This is a genomic window from Myxococcales bacterium, assembly GCA_016703425.1.
Classification (GTDB): Bacteria; Myxococcota_A; Polyangia; order Polyangiales; family Polyangiaceae; genus JADJCA01.
This window is the reverse complement of the sequence record JADJCA010000001.1, coordinates 1,000,376-1,018,259: the sequence shown is the minus strand read 5'-3', so window position 1 is coordinate 1,018,259 and position 17,884 is coordinate 1,000,376. Positions and strand designations below refer to the sequence as shown.

The window sequence follows — 17,884 nt, the reverse complement described above, 5'->3', positions numbered from 1 at the left end:
CCCGCGCGGCCACCCGCCAGCTCATGGACCCGCGGCTAGGTCAGCGAACTCAGCGTTGACGTCGGCGGCGAGTCGCTCGGGCGTACGCACGAGGAGCGCGTCGGCCATCACGCCGACGGTGATCTCGTCGGCGTAGCTGAAAATGCTGATGCCGAGGCCCATGCGGCCCGACTGCGGCACCCAGAAGAGCACACGGGTCACGGCGACCCCGGTCATGTGGAGTCGCTCCCGCGGCCCCGGCACGTTCGTGAGCACGAGCGAGGCCTTCTTGCCGAAGAAGGCGACGCCGAGGCTCTCGGCGGCGCGAGGTGCCCAACCCATGAGCCGCAAGATGGCGAAGGTGACGACGGGCTCTCGCGTTGTCTTCAGGGCGCCCATGCGTGCGTGGACCGCCGCGACCCGCTCGCGCCCATCGGCGATGCCGACGGGAAGCTCGAGGATCACGAGACCGAAGCGATTGCCGAGCTCCGCCGACGACGTTCTCACACGAAGGTTCACCGGCACCATGGCGCGAACCGCCATGACGTCGTCGCCGCGGCGTCGAAGCTCCCTCCGCAAGGCTCCCGCAACGACGGCCACCAGAACGTCGTTGACCGTGGCCCCTTCGCGGTGGGCGACGTCCTTCACGAGCGGGAGCGCAAGTGGCGCCGACCAGGCGACGCGCTTGTCGTTGCCGAGAGCACCCTTGAGCGACGTCTTCGGATCGGGCGGCAGCACGACGATGCGTCGCGCCGCGGCTGCGTAGCGGCGGAGGCCGTGGCTCGCTTTGACCGAGAGCGGCAGCGCACTCGCGACGCTCGGCCCTTCGTCGCACAGTGACAGCAGCGCGCTGAGAAGCGCGAAGCCGTCGGCGATGGCGTGATGAACTCGAAAGAAGAGCGTCGTGCCGGCGCCGGGCCGATCGATGGCGGTGATGTGCCAAAGGGGCCGTGAGCGGTCGAGCAGCCTGCTCACCGCCTTGCCGATGAAGGCTTGAAGCGTCGCGTCGTCAGGCGCCTCGAGCTCCGCGTGTTCGAGATGCTCTCGCACGTCGAAGCGCGGGTCCGGCTCCAGTGAGGGGGGCCCAGGCCTAGGGGAGGCTCCACCACGCGCTCACGAAAACGCGCGATTGACGCGAGACGCTGCGCCACGCGCTCCGTGAGGGCGGTCATGGGGAGGCGGGCCGCGAGGTCGACGATGCCGCTGACGACCATCGGGTTCGCAGCGTCTTCCATGTGCAACCAAGCCGCGTCTTCGCCGCCGAGCCGTGTCCAAGCCATCGAAACGCCCTCCTCGACGACTCTTCTAGCGCACCGCGCGGCCAGCGTTCTCGCAACGAGCAGCTGGGAAGGAAGTTGCCGCCGCCGGCGTACACGTACCCCACAAGGAGATTGGTATGCGCCTCATCGCTTCCATGGTTCTCGCCTCGTTCTGCGTCGTCGGCTGCAACAAGTCGGACGGGACGGCCACGACCACCGCCGCGGTCTTGCCGGCGGACGCAAAGACCATCGAGGCGCACCGAAAGGAGTTCCCAGCCTTCGGCGGCGCGTCGAGCAAGGGCAAGGCCGCGAAGATTCACGGGTACGTTCAGGCGGTGGGAAGCGACCTGGTGCCCATCACCGACTCGGCTGACAAAACGGTTCCCTTCGTGTTCTGCAAAGTGAAGAGCACCGGAGGCTTGAAGGCCAAGGCCCACGTCCTCGCCGAGGGAATCATCGGTGAAACTGGCAACATCGAGGACTGCAAGATCAGCGCGCTGTGATCGCCGGAGCGTCGAGTTCGCGCGTGGGAGGAGAAACGGGGCGCCGTCGAGCGAGCGGGGGAACCGGCGCCTGCTAGCCCGTGCCAAGTCGGGTGCCGCGAGGAACGCTGTGTCGCACTCGCCTAGCAGGTGTACAGCTCCGCCGACTGCGTCGGCACGCCGCCCGGGCCGAGCCTGACGTGCCGCGAGCAGCCGAGGCGCTGTGGAGGCGAGGGCCGCTGCTTGCGCCGCTCCGACTGCGAATCGGTGCACAACGGGCGCATCTCCGACGTCGACCCCTCAGGCTGCGACGCCGGCGACGTCTGCTGCGAGGGCGACTTCTTTCGCTAGCGGCGAGGTCGCGAGTGCGCGAGCGCGCCGTTGGCGAAGATCAGCTCGCGCACACCAACCTGGTGCTTGCGCTCCTCGGACGTGGTGTCGATCTCGCTCAGGCTCTTGGCGTGCCGCCGAAGCGACGGGCATCACCTTGGTGAGCGCGCTCGTCGGTCTTGCCGTGATCGACGTGATCGATGGTGCCGACGTTGAGGTGAATTCTCATTCTTCATCCGGGGATGAGGAGGTTCGTTGACCCGGCGCTGGCTAGCGAAGGCACGGCGCGGCGCCGGCTCCGACGATCGTGTGACCGGTGTTCCCAAGCTGCGAAGCTTGCTTCGTCGCTATGTCGTAGCGGTGAACCTGACCCCTCGCACCAGTGAATAAGTAGATCTGCTCTTCGTAAACGAGCAGCGCCCAAGAGCCGCCCGACGCAATGCCCGTCTCGTCGCGTCCGAGGATCTGCCCCGTCGATGCATTCACCGAGAGCAGCAGGCCGCTCGCATCCGCGGCGAAGAGGCGACCGTAGGCGTCGCTCTTGATGTCGACGGGATAGTTGATCGGGTTGGGTACGATCGGCGCAACCGGGTCGAGCTCGAAGCTCGACAAATCACTCGAGGCGAGCATCGCTCCGCTCGGCCCTCCGTCGAACGAGCCCAACCCGTAAACGAGTAGGCGGTCTCCGCTGAGCGTGCCGACAGTAGCGACTCCGACGTTCGCGGGAAAACCCAGTTGCCCCTCGACGTAGTTCGTGGCGGAGCAGGCGAACGTTCGCAGATCGACACGATAGAGCTGCCAGTCGGTGTAGAGCACGTATGCGGCGTCGCTCGTGACCGCCATCGTCCACGGCGCCGAGGGGCCCGCGGGACAGACAAGCGAGGTCAGAAGCGTGGCCGAGCCGTTCGCGGCGTCGAACCGGAAGAATTCGCCTGTATCGGAGACGAGATAAGGGGCCGAACTGCCGCCGTCGACACAACGCATCGCGGTCGCGTCAGGGAGGGATGCGTCGATCGGAGGAATCGTCGTCGCGTCCGTCGCTGGTGCGTCATCTGGCGCGGCGTCGGCGTCTCGACCGGCGCGGGCGTCCGGTGGGGTTGGCGCGTCGAACGATTGGCGCGCGTCGGCGACCGAAGCGTCGAGCGCGGAGGTCTCGTGCCGGCCGTCGGTGGGCGTGATGTCGGCTCGGGCATCGATCGCCGTCGCCGCGTCCACGCTGGGGTCGCTCGCTCCGAGCTCGCTACGCGAACCGCACGCGACCTGAATCGAGGCGACCTCGACGGCGACGAGCACTCCCAAGACCCAACCTCGGCGTACGGAAGACGTCCGTGGCGGGCGGATGGGGGCCTGCGGTTTCTTCAGGTGCGTCATGGGCTCGAATGCCGTCGGACGTCGGAGCACGACTGCAGCAGCAACGTCCGTGCCGCACGTTCATTCCGCGTTTGTGCCATCGAACGCATGGCACCCGTGAACATCCGGATCCTGCGGCACAGCCACGGATGTCGCGGCTAGGCGCGGCTCGATGGGCGCGAAGGGCGTCCACGCCCTCGCGCCGCGCGAGGATGCGCCCCTCGCAGGGAGCTGATCTCACTTGAAGACCGCGCCCTGGAGGTCGACGAAGTCGCCGAGGTACTCCGATCCCGTGCCGGCCGGGCTCGACGCGAGCACCGCTCGAGTCCCGGTCGGCGCACTCTCACGCCATGCGAAACGCGTTGTGCTGGAGTACGAAGTGGTCTCCCTCGGGGACAATCTGAAACTCCGCGACGTAGCCCGACGGCTCGCCGCGATAGGCCAGGCTGAGCCACAGCACGTTCCCCGCCTTGCCCATCCATTCGCCGGGCCCGTCGACGCTGAAGTCGGCCAACCAACCGCGATTCGCCCGCCACCACGCGCCCTCGAACGAAGAGTCGGGGGGCGTGGTGTGGATCAGATAGTGGTCTTGGAACAGGTTGAAGACGTTCTCGTTCCAGTCTTCATAGGCGTGGGGCACCATGGCCTCGGCTCGCTCCAGCTCGCCGCTCTTGAGGGCCTCGAAGAACGCGAGTGCGTGCTCGACGGCTTCTTCCTGGGACGGCTTCGTTGGCCACGTTCGGTGCGTCATCGTGGACACGATAGGGGGTAGCAACTCGGCCATGCAAGGCTCGCAAAAGGGCACCGCCCACGCGCCCAGTCGCGTTCTCGTAGAAGGGCAGGGTGGCTGCCGAGCTGCGCGGGTCGTCGGATGGACAGCACCGCGGCGCACGGGCGCGCCGCGTACCGCCCCCTCGACCGACTTGCCGACGAGCCGCCCCCGCGTGCGACGGACCTCCTCCAGCGACGGGTGCAGCCTTGTCGCCGCCGCGGACCGAGCCCTGCTTCCGAACGTCTTGTCAGTGAAGCACTGGGACCGACTCCTGCGCGGCGCACTCTACGCGGCCACCGTCCGCATCGACTGGGCCACGCTGCTCCGAAACCGATTGTTCCCGCCTGCTCGCCTCACGCCGCGATAGCGTGTCGCGATGCTCTGGATCGAAGCATCGGGCGCTACGCAAGAGATGGTCTCGCGCTCCGTGCGAGCGTTCTTCGAGGCGCTCGCCCCCGCCTTTCGGCCAGCCCCCCCGGCGCAAGGTGGCGCCGACATTCGGAGGATCACGATCCAGATCCTCGCCACACCGGGGTGGTTCACCGTCACGGGCAGCGGGCTTCCGCCGCGAAGTCTCCACTTGGAACCGAAACTAGCAGCCCACTGTCACCGCGAACTGCGCGCGTCCGTCTTCTGGCACGTCATCGCGTCTCCGGAGACCAAGATCATCGATAAGGACGACTTCGGCTGGGAAGGAGCCAGGCCCGGGGTCCCACCGCGCGGACGCGAACGAATCCTGCAATACGTGAAACAATACCCGCTCGCTTTCGCACCGCTCGACGAGCGCGACTCGACGGTGGGGCAAACGCTGTCTTTCGAGTTGGACCTCCCGAAAGTCCAGCACTGGCTCGAGTTCGGCCCGAAGTTCCACCCACCGCGACCACGCTTCTTCGAGCCCCAGCCTCCGTCGGGCCCGCTGCGGCTTGAATGGACCGCGGAGGCGCGCAAGCTCGTGCGACCGCTTCGTGGCGAGGGGGCGAGGCCCAAGAGCGCGTCGGCCGACGACCTGAACGCGCTCCTGCGAGAGCTCCACGCGCACTTCCAACACCGCCTGAAGTCTTTCCCTGAGCTACCGGCCGATCCGACCGGGTTCCAATCGGAGGTCGCGCGCGTCTGGAACGGGGAGCGTGCGTTCTGCGAATCGAGCGATCCCGCGTTCCAGGCCGCCCTGGTGCTCCTCACGCTGCGCAACGTGCGCGAGGCGTTGCAGCGAGATCCGCAGAAGGTCGAGAGCGGGTTCGCCCATGTGGCGGACGCGCTGGTCACCTCGTTCGGTCTTCGAGCCACGGTCTCGCTTCTCGGACAGGTCTGGGCGCTCGAGAAGAGCGACACCGAGACGCCGCCGCGCTGGTGGATCCCTGGCTGGGCCTTCGCTCCGAGCTCACTGGCCCCGTGGCTATGGTTTCGCCTGCGCAGCTGGGCCGCACACGCCTCTCAGGACGTGTGCGCGGAGACGCTCGCTTCCCTCCAAGACGAGGGCCTCGACGCAGAGCTTCGCTGCGCCGCCGCCCTCGCCTTTCCAGGAGAAGAGTCGCTCTGGAGGCCTCACCTGGCGGAACTCTGCGGCGGGGCTCCGGGCGCCGGCGTCCGCCCATACGAAGCGCGCGTGCGGCTCACGTCGCTCGTCGCCTCGTTCACCACGCAGGAGCAGACCTTGGCTGCGTTTCGAACCCAGCCAGACCTCTTCAATACCTACGAGTACGGCTCGCTCGTCCACGCGCTCGGCGCCGACGCTTTCCCGCTTCTCGTCGCGGCCGCGCCCACGGATCCCCTCGCGATGAAGCGTCGCCTGCAGGCGCTGTCGGTCTTCATCGGTCCCGATGCCGCGCGCGCCCTCGCGTGCGCCGACGTGCCTGACAAGCCGTCGCAGAAGGTCGTCGATCAGTACTTCGAGCGACACCCCGAGCTGACACCGTGATGCGTGTTCCAAAGGGGATCGGCGAACCAAGTGAGGACCTAACGCTCGATCTGCGAACCCGGACCCTTGGCTTCAAATGGACTGGAAGCCCGACCAGAGAGAGACACCCATGCCGCGCGCGCGGCAGGTTCTACGAGGTGGCCGCGCCGGAAGCGAAGGTTAGCTGGCGCTACGTTCGCGCGCTGCCGCAGCCCTCGGCATCGTTGGCCCCAAACGGCCCTGTTCGTCCCGTCCGGTTCAACCTGTCCCACCTCCACGCGTCCAGAACCGGCGGATCCCGTGGGCCGGCGCGAGGGCCGAACGAAATACCGGGGGCAATGCGCCTCTGCCGGCGTTTGGCACGGCGGCTGCTTCAGCAGTCGCGCACGACGCAGTCAACCTCCACCAACCAAGTGAGCCCCGCCATGATGAACCTGCTTGTCACCGAACTCTCTGACGCCGACCTTGCCCTCGTGAGCGGTGGTGACGACGAATGGAGGCTCGGCGATATCGATGGCGACTACCACGTGGTCGAGGATTCGGGCTCGCCGAGCGGCCTCGCGTGGAGAAAGTTCAGCGAAGAAGGCGAGTGAACCGAGTCGGGCGAGCGACACACCCATCTTCATCAGCGCGCGATGAGCCACGCGATCGCGACGACGACGAGCGTGGCACTCAAGAGCGCTAGGCCGACGCGAACGCTCGGCGCGCGCTCGATCGTCGCTCCGAGGGGCAGCAGCGTTTGGCCGAGCGCCGCGATGTCCGAGTATTCGTGGATGTGCGTGCCCTCTGCTCCTTGGAGCACGGCCGCGATCATCGCGAAGGCGACGACCCTCGCATGAACGGGACGGTATCGCGCGACGGGGCCAACAAAGAGCGGCGCGAGCGGTCCCCCCACGACTTGTCCGAGGCCTTCACCGAGCCGCCGCTCGGGGCGACCGCCCAGCAGCAAGCTCGGTCGGACGATGGCCAACGTCTCGAAGGGGCCGGCGGCGGCCGCGTCGCGCTCGGTCTCGCCCTTGACCCTGAGGTAGAAGCTCCCCGAGTCGACCGACGCGCCGACCGAGGAGACGAGCGCGAGCCGGCGCACGCCGGACTTCCGCGCGAGGACGGTCGCGGCGACGACAGCGTCGTGGTCGACCTTACGAAACGCGGTCTCTGAACCCGCCTTCGCGATCGTTGTACCGAGGCATATGAACGCATCGTCGCAAGGTGGGAGCTCCGCATCCGCGATGTGAGCGAAGTCGACGACCCGCTCCTCCAGCTTCCGGTGCGACCGGCCCAGCGACCTTCGAACGACGACGACGACGCGACCGAACGCGTCGTCCAAGAGGAGGCGTTCGAGGCAATAACCCCCGACGAGCCCGCTGGCACCAAACAGCAGTGCAGCTCTCGGTGCGTTCGTGCCCGCGCTCGGCATGGATCGCACTCTATCCCCGATGGAGCTCGCCGGTGGCATCGGGCGCCGCGCTCAGCCGCCCGCTGCGCCGGCATCGACCGGTGCGCCGTCGGGCGCGCCACCTGACGCGGCGCCGCCAGCCGCGCTCCGCTCCTGGAATCGCCGCGGCTCGCACCGATCGCCGATGCACTCGTCGTCGGCCAAGCACTGCACGCGGCACGAGCGCTCGACGCATAGGCCCGAGTCGTGATCGCAGACGCGCCCGTAGGGGCACGAACTCCAGCACGCCCCGGTGAGCGCGCGGTGTGCCGCGACGGCGCCGACGGCGGTGGCACCAAACACCGTCGCCTGAGGGCCCTTGGACAAGCCGTCCACGACGCAGGCCCACACGCCCATTGCCAACGCGCCCAGGAGTCCGATGGTCGCAGCCCGCTTCACGGCTTGATCCTACAGCGTTGGAGGTCCGCGGCGCGTCCTTGACGAGCGCGTCGATGCCGTAGCCCACCGCGTCGCACGTCGGGCTTACGGTCTTCTCACGAGCTCGAGTTCGGGAGCCTCAAGGAGTACCGGCACCAGCAGTTCCTGCGCCATCTCAGAACACCGAGGGCGCGGAGGGGCGCGATGCAGGCAAGCGGGACGACGCGGGGCAATAGCGGTATTCGGGCTGCGTGCTCAGGCCCGCAGCGTCAGCGAGGTTGAGCCAGGCCAGTGCCTCGATGTGCAACTGCTCCTTGATGCGCAGTTCGATCTTGCCGTCGGGCCAGACGTGGGTTCGGCCTTCCTTGAGCACTTCGTCGTGTTCGTCGAGCAGGCTTTCGAACGCTTCGTCGAAGTCGCCCTGGTTCAGTTCCAGCAGGGCGCGGCACAGGCGGGGCCGGGCCGCCTCGTGGTTGCCGGTCGCCCGTTCGAGCTCGGTGACCATGGCGGCCAGGTCGGCGGCCTTCGGGTCGCGCAGGTGGCGCAGCAGGAAATGGGCGTAGAGGAAGTCCTCCTCGTACTCCTCGCCCTTCCACCAAGTGTCGGGCGAGAGGGTAGCGAGCTGCAGGGCGATGGGCAGCTGGCGCGCCGCGAGCACGTCGAACAGCGCGTCGGCGTTGCTGGCGGCGAGGTGCGGGTTGCGCAGCGCGGGCTGTTCGGCGCGCCGACGCAGCAGGTGCACGCGCGCGTGGCCGCTGCGTGCCAGCCAATCGACGAAGCCGTCGATGTCGGCATCGAGCAGCAGCGCGCAGCCCGCGAGGACGCGGCAGTGCTTGCTCAGGTCGTCGTAGACCGGTCCGACACGCGTTAGATCGGGAAGACCTCGCACGAGCTCGATGTCGTTGCGTACGTAGGCTTCGACCCCGGCACGGTGTTCGCGCAGGCCCATGATCAGGTCTTGTAGTCGGCGATCTCGACGAACTCGATGCCAGTGAAGCCGGCGGCCTTCACCTTGTCGGCGAGTTCGCGCTTGAAGAAGATCCCGTGCCCAGGCCCTTGGCCCGGAAGAGGCGTGCCGTGCTGGCGATCTTGGACGGATCGATCGCGAGCTTCTTGACGACGCTGATGTAGTCGCTGTTGATCGTGTTCATCACCACGTCGCTGGCCGCCAGGTCCACGCAGTCGTGTGTGCCGATCGGGTTGACGATCGCGTAGGGAGCGGCCTCAGCCTTCTTCTTGTGGTTGAAGATGGTGAGAGGCAGATATTCCACATCGGGCACCTCCTCGGCCAAGAGGAAGTCCTGCAGCGGCTTCGAGGCCACCAGGAACTTGTTGCTGTTGACCAGGTTGTCCGACAGCTTGATGCGCTTCTTGAAGTCGGGCGACATGCGGAAGCAGACGTCGTTGGGCCAGTCGGGCGCGACCGCATGGCCACGCATGAGTTTGTAGTCGTCGGCGAAGTCCTCGATGAAATCGAGCAGGGCGAAGTCGGTCCGCATGGGCCCGTTGAAGATCACGTAGTCGGATGCTTGAGCCATGCTGCAGTGTCCTGGATCAGCTCAGATGGGATAGGTCGCCATGTGGGTCGGGCCTCACCTTCGAGAGCACGATAGGGGGCGATAGAGGAGAGAGCCGCGCAGTCCGATGGTTGCAGCCCGCCTCACGGCTTGAGCCTACGGGACTACCGCTGGCGGTCGACGGCGGCTCGCGCGTCGGCGACGAAGCGCGCCCGCGAGAGCTCCGGGAGCGCCTGCGACATGCCCGTCAGCAAGCGCTCGAGCGTCGCCGACGCGGCGTCGAGGCGCTCGAAGTTGGCCACCGCGCGCACGAGCGAGTCCTCCACGCCGGGCCCCGCGAGATCGCGCGCGACGAGCACCGCCACGGCGACGTGCGAGAGCTTCGCCTTGGGCGAATCGGAGCGCGGCGCGACCGAGATCCGCTCGGACCGCGGCGGAATCGACGAGTTCGGCGGCGGCACCATCGACGTGTGGCTCGCGAAGAGCGCGTCGTGTTCATCGATGAGCGCGGCGCCGCGCGTCAGAAACTCCGTCTTCTTGTAGGCCGGCGTAAGGCTCGCGCCGAGCGATTCGACGAGCTCCCGCAAGGCCACGGAGCTGGTGGCTTTGCGCGCCACCTTCAGCTGTTCCATCGCGCGATCGAAGGCGAGCTCGCTGAGCGGCCCACCGACCGCCACGTAGGCGTCCTTCAAACGCCCGGCGACGGGGCTCACCTCGTCGCCGCCGCCGCTCACCACCTGCGTCCGGATCGCGATGACGTTCAGCTTGCGATGCAGCTCGGCGTCCGTGGTCGACATTTCGGCGATGACACACGCCACGCAATCGCCGATGCGCCGCATCACCACGCGATGATTGAGCGCGACCTCCGTCTGCCGCTCCTCGGTGCCGTCGAGCACCTTGCGCGCGAGCTGCGCGGCCGTGGTGGACAGCGCCTTCGGGAGGGCCGTCATCTCCGGCGACTGGAAGTTCTCCTCGCGGCTGACGGCGAGGTAGCCAAGTACGCCGGGCACCTGAGCCACCGAGCGCAACGTGGTTTGCAGCAACTGAACTGTGGACATGTTCCCCTCCGAGTTCACCGCGTGGGCGATCGGCGGAGGGTACGCCGATCGCCTCGCCTCGCAAGCACCAGGTTGTGCCTAGCCGGCCATTGCCCGCTTCTTCGCGATCATCTCGTCGAGGCGCGCGTCCACGCTTCGCGCCGACGCCTGCGCCAGCTCAGCCGAGGCCTCCAGCATCGTCCGACAGCGCTCTTGCATCGTCGCGACGTAGGCCGCGTCGGACAGGTCCTTGAGGTTGATCACCACGTTCCACAACGCGCCGCGCACCCCGGCGAAGCCCATCTGCACGCCAACGGCGGCATCCGTGAGGGAGTTGGGGTTGCCGATGCTGGACACCTGGTGGGCCAATTGCATCGCCTCGAAGGCCAGCTCAGCGGTGCGCCAAGGCACGTCGATGGCGATCTTCAGGCCCTCCTGCATACGCTGCAGTCGCAGCGCCTTGTCCTCGGGGGTGGATTGCGGGAGGCGCCGCGCCTCCATGAACGCGTTGAAGGCGTTGGTGTCGTCGTCGACGCCGGCGAGGAGCGCGTCTTTCACGCGCTGCGTCGCCTCCGCGATGCGCGCGAGCTCGTCGTCGCGGGCCTCGGTGCCCTCTTTGCCGTGCGTCAGGTTTGCGACCATCGAGGCCAGCGCCGCTCCGAGCGCCGCCGCCAAGGCGGCGATGGACCCACCGCCCGGCGCCGGCGTGTCGCGCGACACCTCGTCGGTGAAGTCGACCACGCTCATCGACACGAGCGCCTTTGGCGCCGCCTTCGGCAAGCCGAGGACCTTCTTGTCGATGTCGAAGGGGGCAACGTCGCTCAGACCAAGCGATGTCACGGCGGCTTGGAGCACGTCGCGCACTGGCGCGCCGACGGGCTTGCCCTGGCGCGCGAGGTAGTGCCGGCCCGCGGCGAGGAGCGCCTCGTAGGGCACGACGCCGACGATCTCGCTGCCGGTGACGACGAGGCCGCGCGCCGCCGCGAGCCGCTGCGCTTCGTCGAAGACGTCGGCCAGCGACGTGACGCGGAAGTTCGTCAGGTTGATGCTGATCTGCGCGCGCTTGTAGTCGTCCACGTACCAACCAATGGCCTTGCAGTGGGCGAACTTCCCGGGCCGGTAGACTTTCTGCCCCGTCAGGCTCTCCGCATCGAGGGAGTTCTGCGCCAAGAGATCGCGCAAGTCGTAGCCGTGCGAGTCCTTGCAATGTGCATGGGTATCCTGGAAGGTCTTGCCCACGAAGGCGCAGCTCCCGCAAGGAAAGGCATCGGCGGCGTACTTGAGCTGGGTGCCGCGGAAGTAGAAGGGCGACGTGTTGCCGATGCGGGCTACGCGGCCGCGCTGACGCAGCTCGTAGGCGAGCTCGGCGGCGTGGTTCTTGTCGGTCGAGTTGAGGTTGATGTTGTAAGCGATCAGAAACTCGCGCGCGCCGATGACCGTCGCGCCGCTGCGAGGCGAGAACGCGGCGGGGCCAAAGTCTGGCTTCCACGCCGCATCGACGAGCTTCTTGGGGAGCGCCTCGTATTCGCCTTTGCGAATGTCGGCGAGGTTGCGCCGCGCCGGCGTCGCGGCCGCTTCTTCGTAGAGGTAGACGGGAATCGAAAGCTCGCGGCCGACGCGCTCGCCGACCTCGCGCGCGAGCGCGACGCAATCGGCCATCGTGACGCCGCTGACGGGAACGAAGGGGCACACGTCGGTCGCACCCATGCGCGGGTGGGCGCCGCGGTGCGCGGCCATGTCGATGACGCGCGCGGCGACCTGGATGCTTCGGAAGGCCGCTTCGGCGACCGCCTTTGGAGGGCCGACGAAGGTGACGACGGTCCGGTGCGTGTCGGCGCCCGGCTCGACGTTGAGGAGGCGAACGCCGGAGACCGCTTCGATGGACGCCGTGATTTCACGAATTCGTGAGGCGTCGCGCCCCTCGGAGAAGTTCGGGACGCACTCAACAAGCGGCTCGCTCATGGGCCCGTCGTAAACCGGAAATCCGGAGCGCGCCACCCCTCGACCAGAGCGACTTCAAGGGCTTGGCGCTGCGAAAAGGAGCGAGTGTGGGTGAAAGGCCTACCTATCGCCCGGCGCCGCGGTCCGATTGATCGCAGTTTGGCCTGGTCGCTCGCCCTTTGGGGTACATAGTGCGCAAACCTCAGCCGTGGGGGCGCTCGAGGCGAAGCAAAAGGCCCCAATGATCCGATCGCTTAATGAGTTCTCGTCGGTCCGCTCCGGGCTCGCCTTCATGCTCGGCGTCGTTTGCCTGCCGGTCGTCGCTGCGGCCTGTTTTGGCGCTACCGCCGACGGCGATTCGGTTCAAGGGGCATCCCCGACGGGAAGCAACGCCCCAACTGGCGACACGGGGCTGCCGTGCGCGGTTCAGACCGTGCTCGCGGACCGCTGCTGGTCCTGCCACGGCGTGACGCCCACGAAGGACTCGCCGTATTCGCTCACGTCCTTCGATGACCTCACGGCAAAGGACGCCAGCGGCAAGACGCGCGCACAGTTGTCTGTCGAGCGCATGAAGGACAGCGCGAAGCCGATGCCCCGAGCGGCGCACCGGGCGGCGATGCCGTCGCCGCTTTCGAGTCCTGGATCGCGGCCGGTACGCCCCGCGGCAACTGCGGCGCCGTCGAGAGCGTCTTCGACCAACCGTCCCAGTGCAAAGCGGGCAAGTCTTTGGTGCGTGAAGGCGACGACATGGCGCCCGGCGGGGCCTGCGTCGACTGCCACACGAAGAAAAACGAGCGCAAGGTGCTCTTCACCGCCGCCGGCACGGTCTTTCCGTTCGGCCACGAAGCCGACAACTGCAAGGGCTCCAACGGCCTTCGCGTCGGCATGAAGGTCGTCATCACCGGCGCCGACGGCGCCGTCATCGAGCTGCCGGTCAACCGCGTCGGGAACTTCTCGACGATGAAGGCGATCAAGAAGCCCTACCGCGCCAAGGTCGTCGTCGGCGACCAGGAGCGCATCATGGAGACCGAGCAAACGAACGGCGACTGCAATGCGTGCCACACGGCCGAGGGCACGACCACGACCAAAGGTGGCGATCCGGCGCCGGGCCGCATCGTCGAGCCGCCGGCGGCTCCGTAAAACGCACCGAAGGGAATCGAAGCGAACCGCCTCGTGGGAGGCGCAGCGTGCCACCTCACCTCGCGACCGCGGCACCCGGATCAGGGCACCCGGCGAGCACCGCAGGAGCTTAGGCGAGAGGATCTCGGGCGAGGCCAGTCGGCACGTGCGTTGCTCATGATCTCGCGTGGCGACTCATCGGTGCACATCGTCGGCGTCAAAGCGAACGCCTGCGTCAAAGCGCAGCCGGCGCGGGCCCCGTCGGTTCCGATTGCCTGGCACGCTGACCAGACCTGGGCTACCGAGAGACGCCGTGCAGCTTCCGCATCTCGCCCCATGCCTCGTCGTTTTTGGCCTCACGGCCTGCTCATCCTCTGAATCGGCCCCGAGCGGCAGTGCGGCGGGGGTCGACGCAGGCGCCGGCGCGAGCAGCGCCCTCTCGGCCGACGGCACTCCGCCAGCGTGCACCGGTGCCACGGGCGGCGGCGCACTGCCAGCGCCGCGCGGCGACGTGGGAGGCGCCCTCGATCCGACGGGGCGCCGCTTCGTGATTTTCGGCGGTGACGTGACGGTTCCCATTTGTGGGCAATCGCCGACGCCGAAGTTCGATGCGGAGACTTGGGTGCTCGATGTGGCGTGTGGTGTATGGCGCTCCGTCCCCTCGGGCGCCGCTGCTCCGAGCGCGCGTGCGCGCCACGCCATGGCCACTGACGCCGCCCGCGGGCGAGCGATTCTCTTCGGCGGTCGGACGCGCCAAGGCGGCACTGCGTACACGCTCTTCGACGACGTCTGGGCCTTCGACTTCGCCGCCGAGTCCTGGTCGAAACTCGAGGTCTCGGGTAAGGGGCCGGCGCCCCGCGCCAACGCGGCCATGGCCATCGATGGCGACAGACTCGTGGTCTTCGGTGGCAACACGTCGACCAACGGGCTCAACTTCACGCCCAACAACGACGCCTTCGTGCTCGATCTAACGACGCTCGTTTGGTCCGCGCTCGGCAGCGGCCCCAAGCCACCGGCACGGCTCTTCCACGCCATGGCGATCGATGAGGCCGCGAAGGTCGCCTACGTCTATGGCGGCGGCGACGAGCAAGCCTTCACGGGACCGTTCTTGCGCGACACCTGGGCGCTAGACCTTGAGTCCGGCGCCTGGCGCGAGCTCAAGACGACGGGCGACGCGCCCGTTCCTCGCATCAACCACGGCGCCATGTTCGACAAGACCGACGGTGCCCTCGTCGTCTTCGGCGGTCACGACGACGGCAAGCTCGGCAACCAGAACGACGTCTACCGCCTCGACGTGGCGTCGGCGCGCTGGAGTCGGGTCGCTGGTGGTGACACCTACAAGAACCCGAGCACCGGGCAGTGCGATTTCCCGTCGGACTTCACCGCCATCGACAAGGCGGTCCCGGAGCGGCGGTCCGCTTTCGCCTTCGGCCCGCGCGCCGATGGACGCGGCTTCTTGGCGGCCTTTGGGAAGAGCGACTGCGGCGTCGTCGCCGACGCTTGGTGGTGGAGCTCCGGCCCGAGCGCCTGGAAAGCGCTCCGTGAAAATCCGATCGGCCTGTCGTGCGAGCGCGTCTCGACGACGTGCAAGAGTCTCTGCAACTAGAACGAGGGGGGGGAGCCGGTGAGCATCAAGTCCGCAACGTCTGCATTCCGCGTGGTCGCGCTCTCGGCGCTCGCGCCCATGGCCTTCGCTTGCGACGAGACCGTGGAGGTGACCACGGATCCGGCCGAGATCGCGCTCGCGAAGCCCGAGTCGGGGCTGCAGCTCCAGACGCCCATCTTCGACGTGGCGCCGGGCACCGAGCGGCAACATTGTTACTGGTTCAAGCTGCCGAGCAACGTCGACATCGACGTCGTGAAGTTCGAGGTGCGCTACCTCACAGGCAGCCACCACATGAACCTCTTCCAGACCGACAAAGACTTCCCCGATGGCGACGGCGACTGCCTGCGCGGCGTCTTCTCGCCCATGGGCACCAACGGCTACAACCTCATCGTCGGCTCGCAGTCCGAGAGGCTCGATTGGACGCTTCCCGAAGGCGTCGCGTTCAAGATCAAGGCGCGAAAGCAGCTCATGCTGCAGACGCACTACGTCAACGCGGCGACGCAAGGGACGCCGCTCGGCAAGGGACGCGTCAAGATCAACCTCCACACGGAGCGCGACGCGTCGAAGATCAAGCACCACATGGGCACGGTCTTCGCGAACAACGTCAACATCGCCATCCCGCCGCGCGAGTCGCGGTCCTTCACCACGAGCTGCTCGATCCCGAGCGAGGTGAAGGTCGCTGCCTTGACGGGCCACTTTCATTCACGCGGCAAGACCTTCAGCATCAACCTCTCGCCCGATGGCGTGACCGCCAAGGACGAGCTCTACCGCTCGCGCGCCTGGGACGAGCCGCCCTTCAAGGTCTTGGACCCGCCGGCCGCGCTCCCCGCAGGCGGAGCGCTCCAATACACCTGCGACTTCACCAACCCCACCGACCGCGAAATCAAGTTCGGCCCCGAGGTCGAGAAGGATGAGCATTGCAACCTTTTCGCGTACATCTATCCCTGGGACGCGGACGAAGCCCGGTACTGCTTCTGAGGACCTCCGACCTGGTCCGGGCAGGGGCGACCTTGCGCGCCGGCGCCGCGGCGCTCGTCGGCGCTGCTGTCAGCGTGGTCGCTTGCACCTCCGACGGCCCGAACGATTCGGCCTGCGAGGCTACGCTCGTCGTGGGCGTCCAAGGGCAGCCGGGCCTTGCCGGCGTCGTTGCCGCGTACCGAACGTCGGCGACCGTGGACGGCGCCGTGCAACGCGCCGTCTACAGCGCCACCGGGCCCGACCCCATCTTTCCGAAGGAGCTCAGCCTCAAGGCGACGGGCGTCGGAAAGCGCCTCGACCTCCGCGTCGACGCTTACAACACACCCACGGTCACTGCGGAGCCCCAAGGGGGCGAGCCGGCGCCCGTCTTGACTCGCATCCTCAACGCGCCGTTCGTCTGCGGGCAGACGCGCCTAGTCCGCGTGCGCCTCGAGGCGCAGTGCCTCGTCGCTGGCTACCCTGGCGCCTTCGGTCCCTCATGCACCGCGCCGCAGAGCTGCGTCTCGGGCCGCTGCATCGACGGGACGCTCCTTGCCGACGACCTCGAGCCCTACGCGGAGAACTGGGCGCAGGACTCGGCGGACGCCTGCAAGCCGCCCGGCGGAGGCACCCCCGAGGTCATCTTGGGAACGGGCCAGACCGACTTCCACTCGCTCACGCCAGGGCCCATGAAGCCGGAGAAAGGTCCGCAGGGCGGCCACCACCTGTGGATCGCCGTGCGCATGAAGAACCTGAAGCAGTCCGGCTCCACCACGACCATCACGGGCGTGCAGCCGGATACGGGACTCAAGGTGCCGGTGACGAGCTTCGTCTTCACCTTCGACCGCGATGAAGGTGGATACTGCAAGCTCTTCGGCCTGCGTTACCAGCTCGACAACGCCGAGGCCCCCGTGGAGAAGTTCTTGGGCAAGCCCCTCGACGTCACCGTCGAGGTGCGAGACCAGCAGGGCGTCACGGCGAAGGCCACGGCGCGCATCGACGTGGCCGACTCGGTCGTCGTGCCAGCGGGCCTTTGATCACTTCATGCCCGAGAGGTGCACGACGTACCACTCGCCGCGCCATGAGATGAGCGACTTGATGGGGATGGTGCGCTCGCGGCCTCCGAGCTCGTAGCGAAGCTTCGAGCCGAAGACCCGGTAGTAGCCGAGACGGTTGTACTCCTCGCCGGGCTCGACCCAGCGGGCCCGCTCGTCGGGGACGTCGATGGCGATGAAGCGCGCGGTCTCGGCGCGGGCTCCGAGCTGCACGTGCAGATCGCGGATGTCGCGATCGAAGGCTGCCAAGAGACGCCGCTTGTAGTCGGCGCCTGGATTCGTGACAGCCTTCACTTGCTCGTACGCGGGCAGGGGAAAGAACGCCGGGTGAGCCTTCAGAGGGGCGTCTTCGCGGATCGCGTCGAAGAGCGCTGACACGCGCGCCGTGAACGCCGCGCTCGTGGCCGACGGCCGGTCGCGCGTCTGCCCGGCGTCGCGGTCGTCGGCGGTTGCGTCGGCGGTTGCGTCGGCGCCCTTCGCCGAGGTCCCCCCCTCCGGCGCTGGAGGCGGCACAAGGGAAGGGGAGGTCCCGGCGTCGTGGACGCGAGGGCCGGAGGACGGGGCCGACGCCCGAGCCTCGGTGACCGCCGCGAGCGGTTGCGCCGCCGCATCTCCCGAGAACGAGGGTGGTTCGCGGTGCGAGCAGCCGCTCAGCAGGAGGCCTGTAAGGCACGGCCAGATTGGGCGTTTAGCGAGGCGAGGGCGCTCGCGCCGACGAATCAATTGACGGTCCATGAGCGAGGCCTGTACCAATATCGTCCTTCGGAGGA

General features: G+C 67.8%; 20 protein-coding genes. 9 read left to right on the top strand and 11 right to left on the bottom strand.

Going from position 1 to position 17,884, the window contains the following annotated elements:
* Nucleotides 1–21: 21 nt before the first annotated feature.
* Nucleotides 22–1,029 (bottom strand): DUF1298 domain-containing protein, encoded by a 1,008-nt coding sequence (locus IPG50_04450; GenBank protein MBK6691440.1) that lies wholly within the window; start codon nt 1,027–1,029, stop codon nt 22–24.
* 346 nt (nt 1,030–1,375) lie between these two features.
* Between IPG50_04450 and IPG50_04445 the strand changes: the two genes are divergently transcribed.
* On the top strand, nt 1,376–1,741 hold the full coding sequence (locus IPG50_04445; protein MBK6691439.1) for a hypothetical protein: 366 nt from the start codon (nt 1,376–1,378) through the stop codon (nt 1,739–1,741).
* 129 nt (nt 1,742–1,870) lie between these two features.
* Nucleotides 1,871–2,071 carry a hypothetical protein gene (locus tag IPG50_04440; GenBank protein MBK6691438.1) on the top strand — a complete coding sequence of 67 codons (201 nt, stop codon included), beginning with the start codon at nt 1,871–1,873 and terminating at the stop codon, nt 2,069–2,071.
* A 249-nt stretch (nt 2,072–2,320) separates the two neighbouring features.
* Here the strand turns inward: IPG50_04440 and IPG50_04435 are convergent, their stop codons facing one another.
* Both IPG50_04435 and IPG50_04430 read right to left on the bottom strand, forming a co-directional pair.
* Nucleotides 2,321–3,349: a hypothetical protein gene (locus IPG50_04435; protein ID MBK6691437.1), complete on the bottom strand. Its 1,029-nt coding sequence runs from the start codon at nt 3,347–3,349 to the stop codon at nt 2,321–2,323.
* 394 nt (nt 3,350–3,743) lie between these two features.
* Entirely contained in the window at nt 3,744–4,151 is a 408-nt protein-coding gene (locus IPG50_04430; GenBank protein MBK6691436.1) for a hypothetical protein, read from the bottom strand.
* 193 nt (nt 4,152–4,344) lie between these two features.
* Here IPG50_04430 and IPG50_04425 point away from each other — a divergent pair, with 193 nt between their 5' ends.
* The 3 genes from IPG50_04425 (at nt 4,345) to IPG50_04415 (ending at nt 6,662) form a co-directional block, all read left to right on the top strand.
* Entirely contained in the window at nt 4,345–4,539 is a 195-nt protein-coding gene (locus IPG50_04425; GenBank protein MBK6691435.1) for a hypothetical protein, read from the top strand.
* A gap of 9 nt (nt 4,540–4,548) precedes the next feature.
* On the top strand, nt 4,549–6,090 hold the full coding sequence (locus IPG50_04420) for a hypothetical protein (protein MBK6691434.1): 1,542 nt from the start codon (nt 4,549–4,551) through the stop codon (nt 6,088–6,090).
* A 404-nt stretch (nt 6,091–6,494) separates the two neighbouring features.
* Complete coding sequence (locus tag IPG50_04415) at nt 6,495–6,662, top strand: hypothetical protein (GenBank protein ID MBK6691433.1); 168 nt, start codon at nt 6,495–6,497, stop codon at nt 6,660–6,662.
* 32 nt (nt 6,663–6,694) lie between these two features.
* On the opposite strand, the gene IPG50_04410 is transcribed toward IPG50_04415, so the two are convergent.
* The 7 genes from IPG50_04410 to IPG50_04380 form a co-directional block, all read right to left on the bottom strand.
* The gene (locus tag IPG50_04410) at nt 6,695–7,486 is read right to left on the bottom strand and encodes an oxidoreductase (GenBank protein ID MBK6691432.1); all 792 of its coding nucleotides are present in this window, start codon (nt 7,484–7,486) and stop codon (nt 6,695–6,697) included.
* A 51-nt stretch (nt 7,487–7,537) separates the two neighbouring features.
* Nucleotides 7,538–7,903 carry a hypothetical protein gene (locus tag IPG50_04405; GenBank protein MBK6691431.1) on the bottom strand — a complete coding sequence of 122 codons (366 nt, stop codon included), beginning with the start codon at nt 7,901–7,903 and terminating at the stop codon, nt 7,538–7,540.
* 154 nt (nt 7,904–8,057) lie between these two features.
* Nucleotides 8,058–8,831, bottom strand: coding sequence for an immunity 49 family protein (locus tag IPG50_04400; protein MBK6691430.1), 774 nt, complete (start codon nt 8,829–8,831; stop codon nt 8,058–8,060).
* Between the two features lie 58 nt (nt 8,832–8,889).
* Nucleotides 8,890–9,381, bottom strand: coding sequence for a hypothetical protein (locus IPG50_04395; GenBank protein ID MBK6691429.1), 492 nt, complete (start codon nt 9,379–9,381; stop codon nt 8,890–8,892).
* A 182-nt stretch (nt 9,382–9,563) separates the two neighbouring features.
* Nucleotides 9,564–10,457, bottom strand: a complete 894-nt coding sequence (locus IPG50_04390) for a hypothetical protein (GenBank protein MBK6691428.1) — start codon at nt 10,455–10,457, stop codon at nt 9,564–9,566.
* A 78-nt stretch (nt 10,458–10,535) separates the two neighbouring features.
* Complete coding sequence (gene ftcD, locus IPG50_04385; protein ID MBK6691427.1) at nt 10,536–12,398, bottom strand: glutamate formimidoyltransferase; 1,863 nt, start codon at nt 12,396–12,398, stop codon at nt 10,536–10,538.
* 405 nt (nt 12,399–12,803) lie between these two features.
* On the bottom strand, nt 12,804–13,076 hold the full coding sequence (locus tag IPG50_04380; GenBank protein ID MBK6691426.1) for a hypothetical protein: 273 nt from the start codon (nt 13,074–13,076) through the stop codon (nt 12,804–12,806).
* A gap of 30 nt (nt 13,077–13,106) precedes the next feature.
* Here IPG50_04380 and IPG50_04375 point away from each other — a divergent pair, with 30 nt between their 5' ends.
* The 4 genes from IPG50_04375 (at nt 13,107) to IPG50_04360 (ending at nt 17,096) form a co-directional block, all read left to right on the top strand.
* Nucleotides 13,107–13,517 (top strand): hypothetical protein, encoded by a 411-nt coding sequence (locus IPG50_04375; protein MBK6691425.1) that lies wholly within the window; start codon nt 13,107–13,109, stop codon nt 13,515–13,517.
* A gap of 292 nt (nt 13,518–13,809) precedes the next feature.
* Nucleotides 13,810–15,102, top strand: a complete 1,293-nt coding sequence (locus IPG50_04370; protein ID MBK6691424.1) for a hypothetical protein — start codon at nt 13,810–13,812, stop codon at nt 15,100–15,102.
* An 18-nt stretch (nt 15,103–15,120) separates the two neighbouring features.
* Nucleotides 15,121–16,080: a hypothetical protein gene (locus IPG50_04365; GenBank protein MBK6691423.1), complete on the top strand. Its 960-nt coding sequence runs from the start codon at nt 15,121–15,123 to the stop codon at nt 16,078–16,080.
* A gap of 32 nt (nt 16,081–16,112) precedes the next feature.
* Nucleotides 16,113–17,096 carry a hypothetical protein gene (locus tag IPG50_04360; GenBank protein MBK6691422.1) on the top strand — a complete coding sequence of 328 codons (984 nt, stop codon included), beginning with the start codon at nt 16,113–16,115 and terminating at the stop codon, nt 17,094–17,096.
* Here IPG50_04360 and IPG50_04355 read toward each other — a convergent pair whose 3' ends face one another.
* Nucleotides 17,097–17,849, bottom strand: coding sequence for a hypothetical protein (locus IPG50_04355; protein MBK6691421.1), 753 nt, complete (start codon nt 17,847–17,849; stop codon nt 17,097–17,099).
* Nucleotides 17,850–17,884 lie beyond the last annotated feature (35 nt).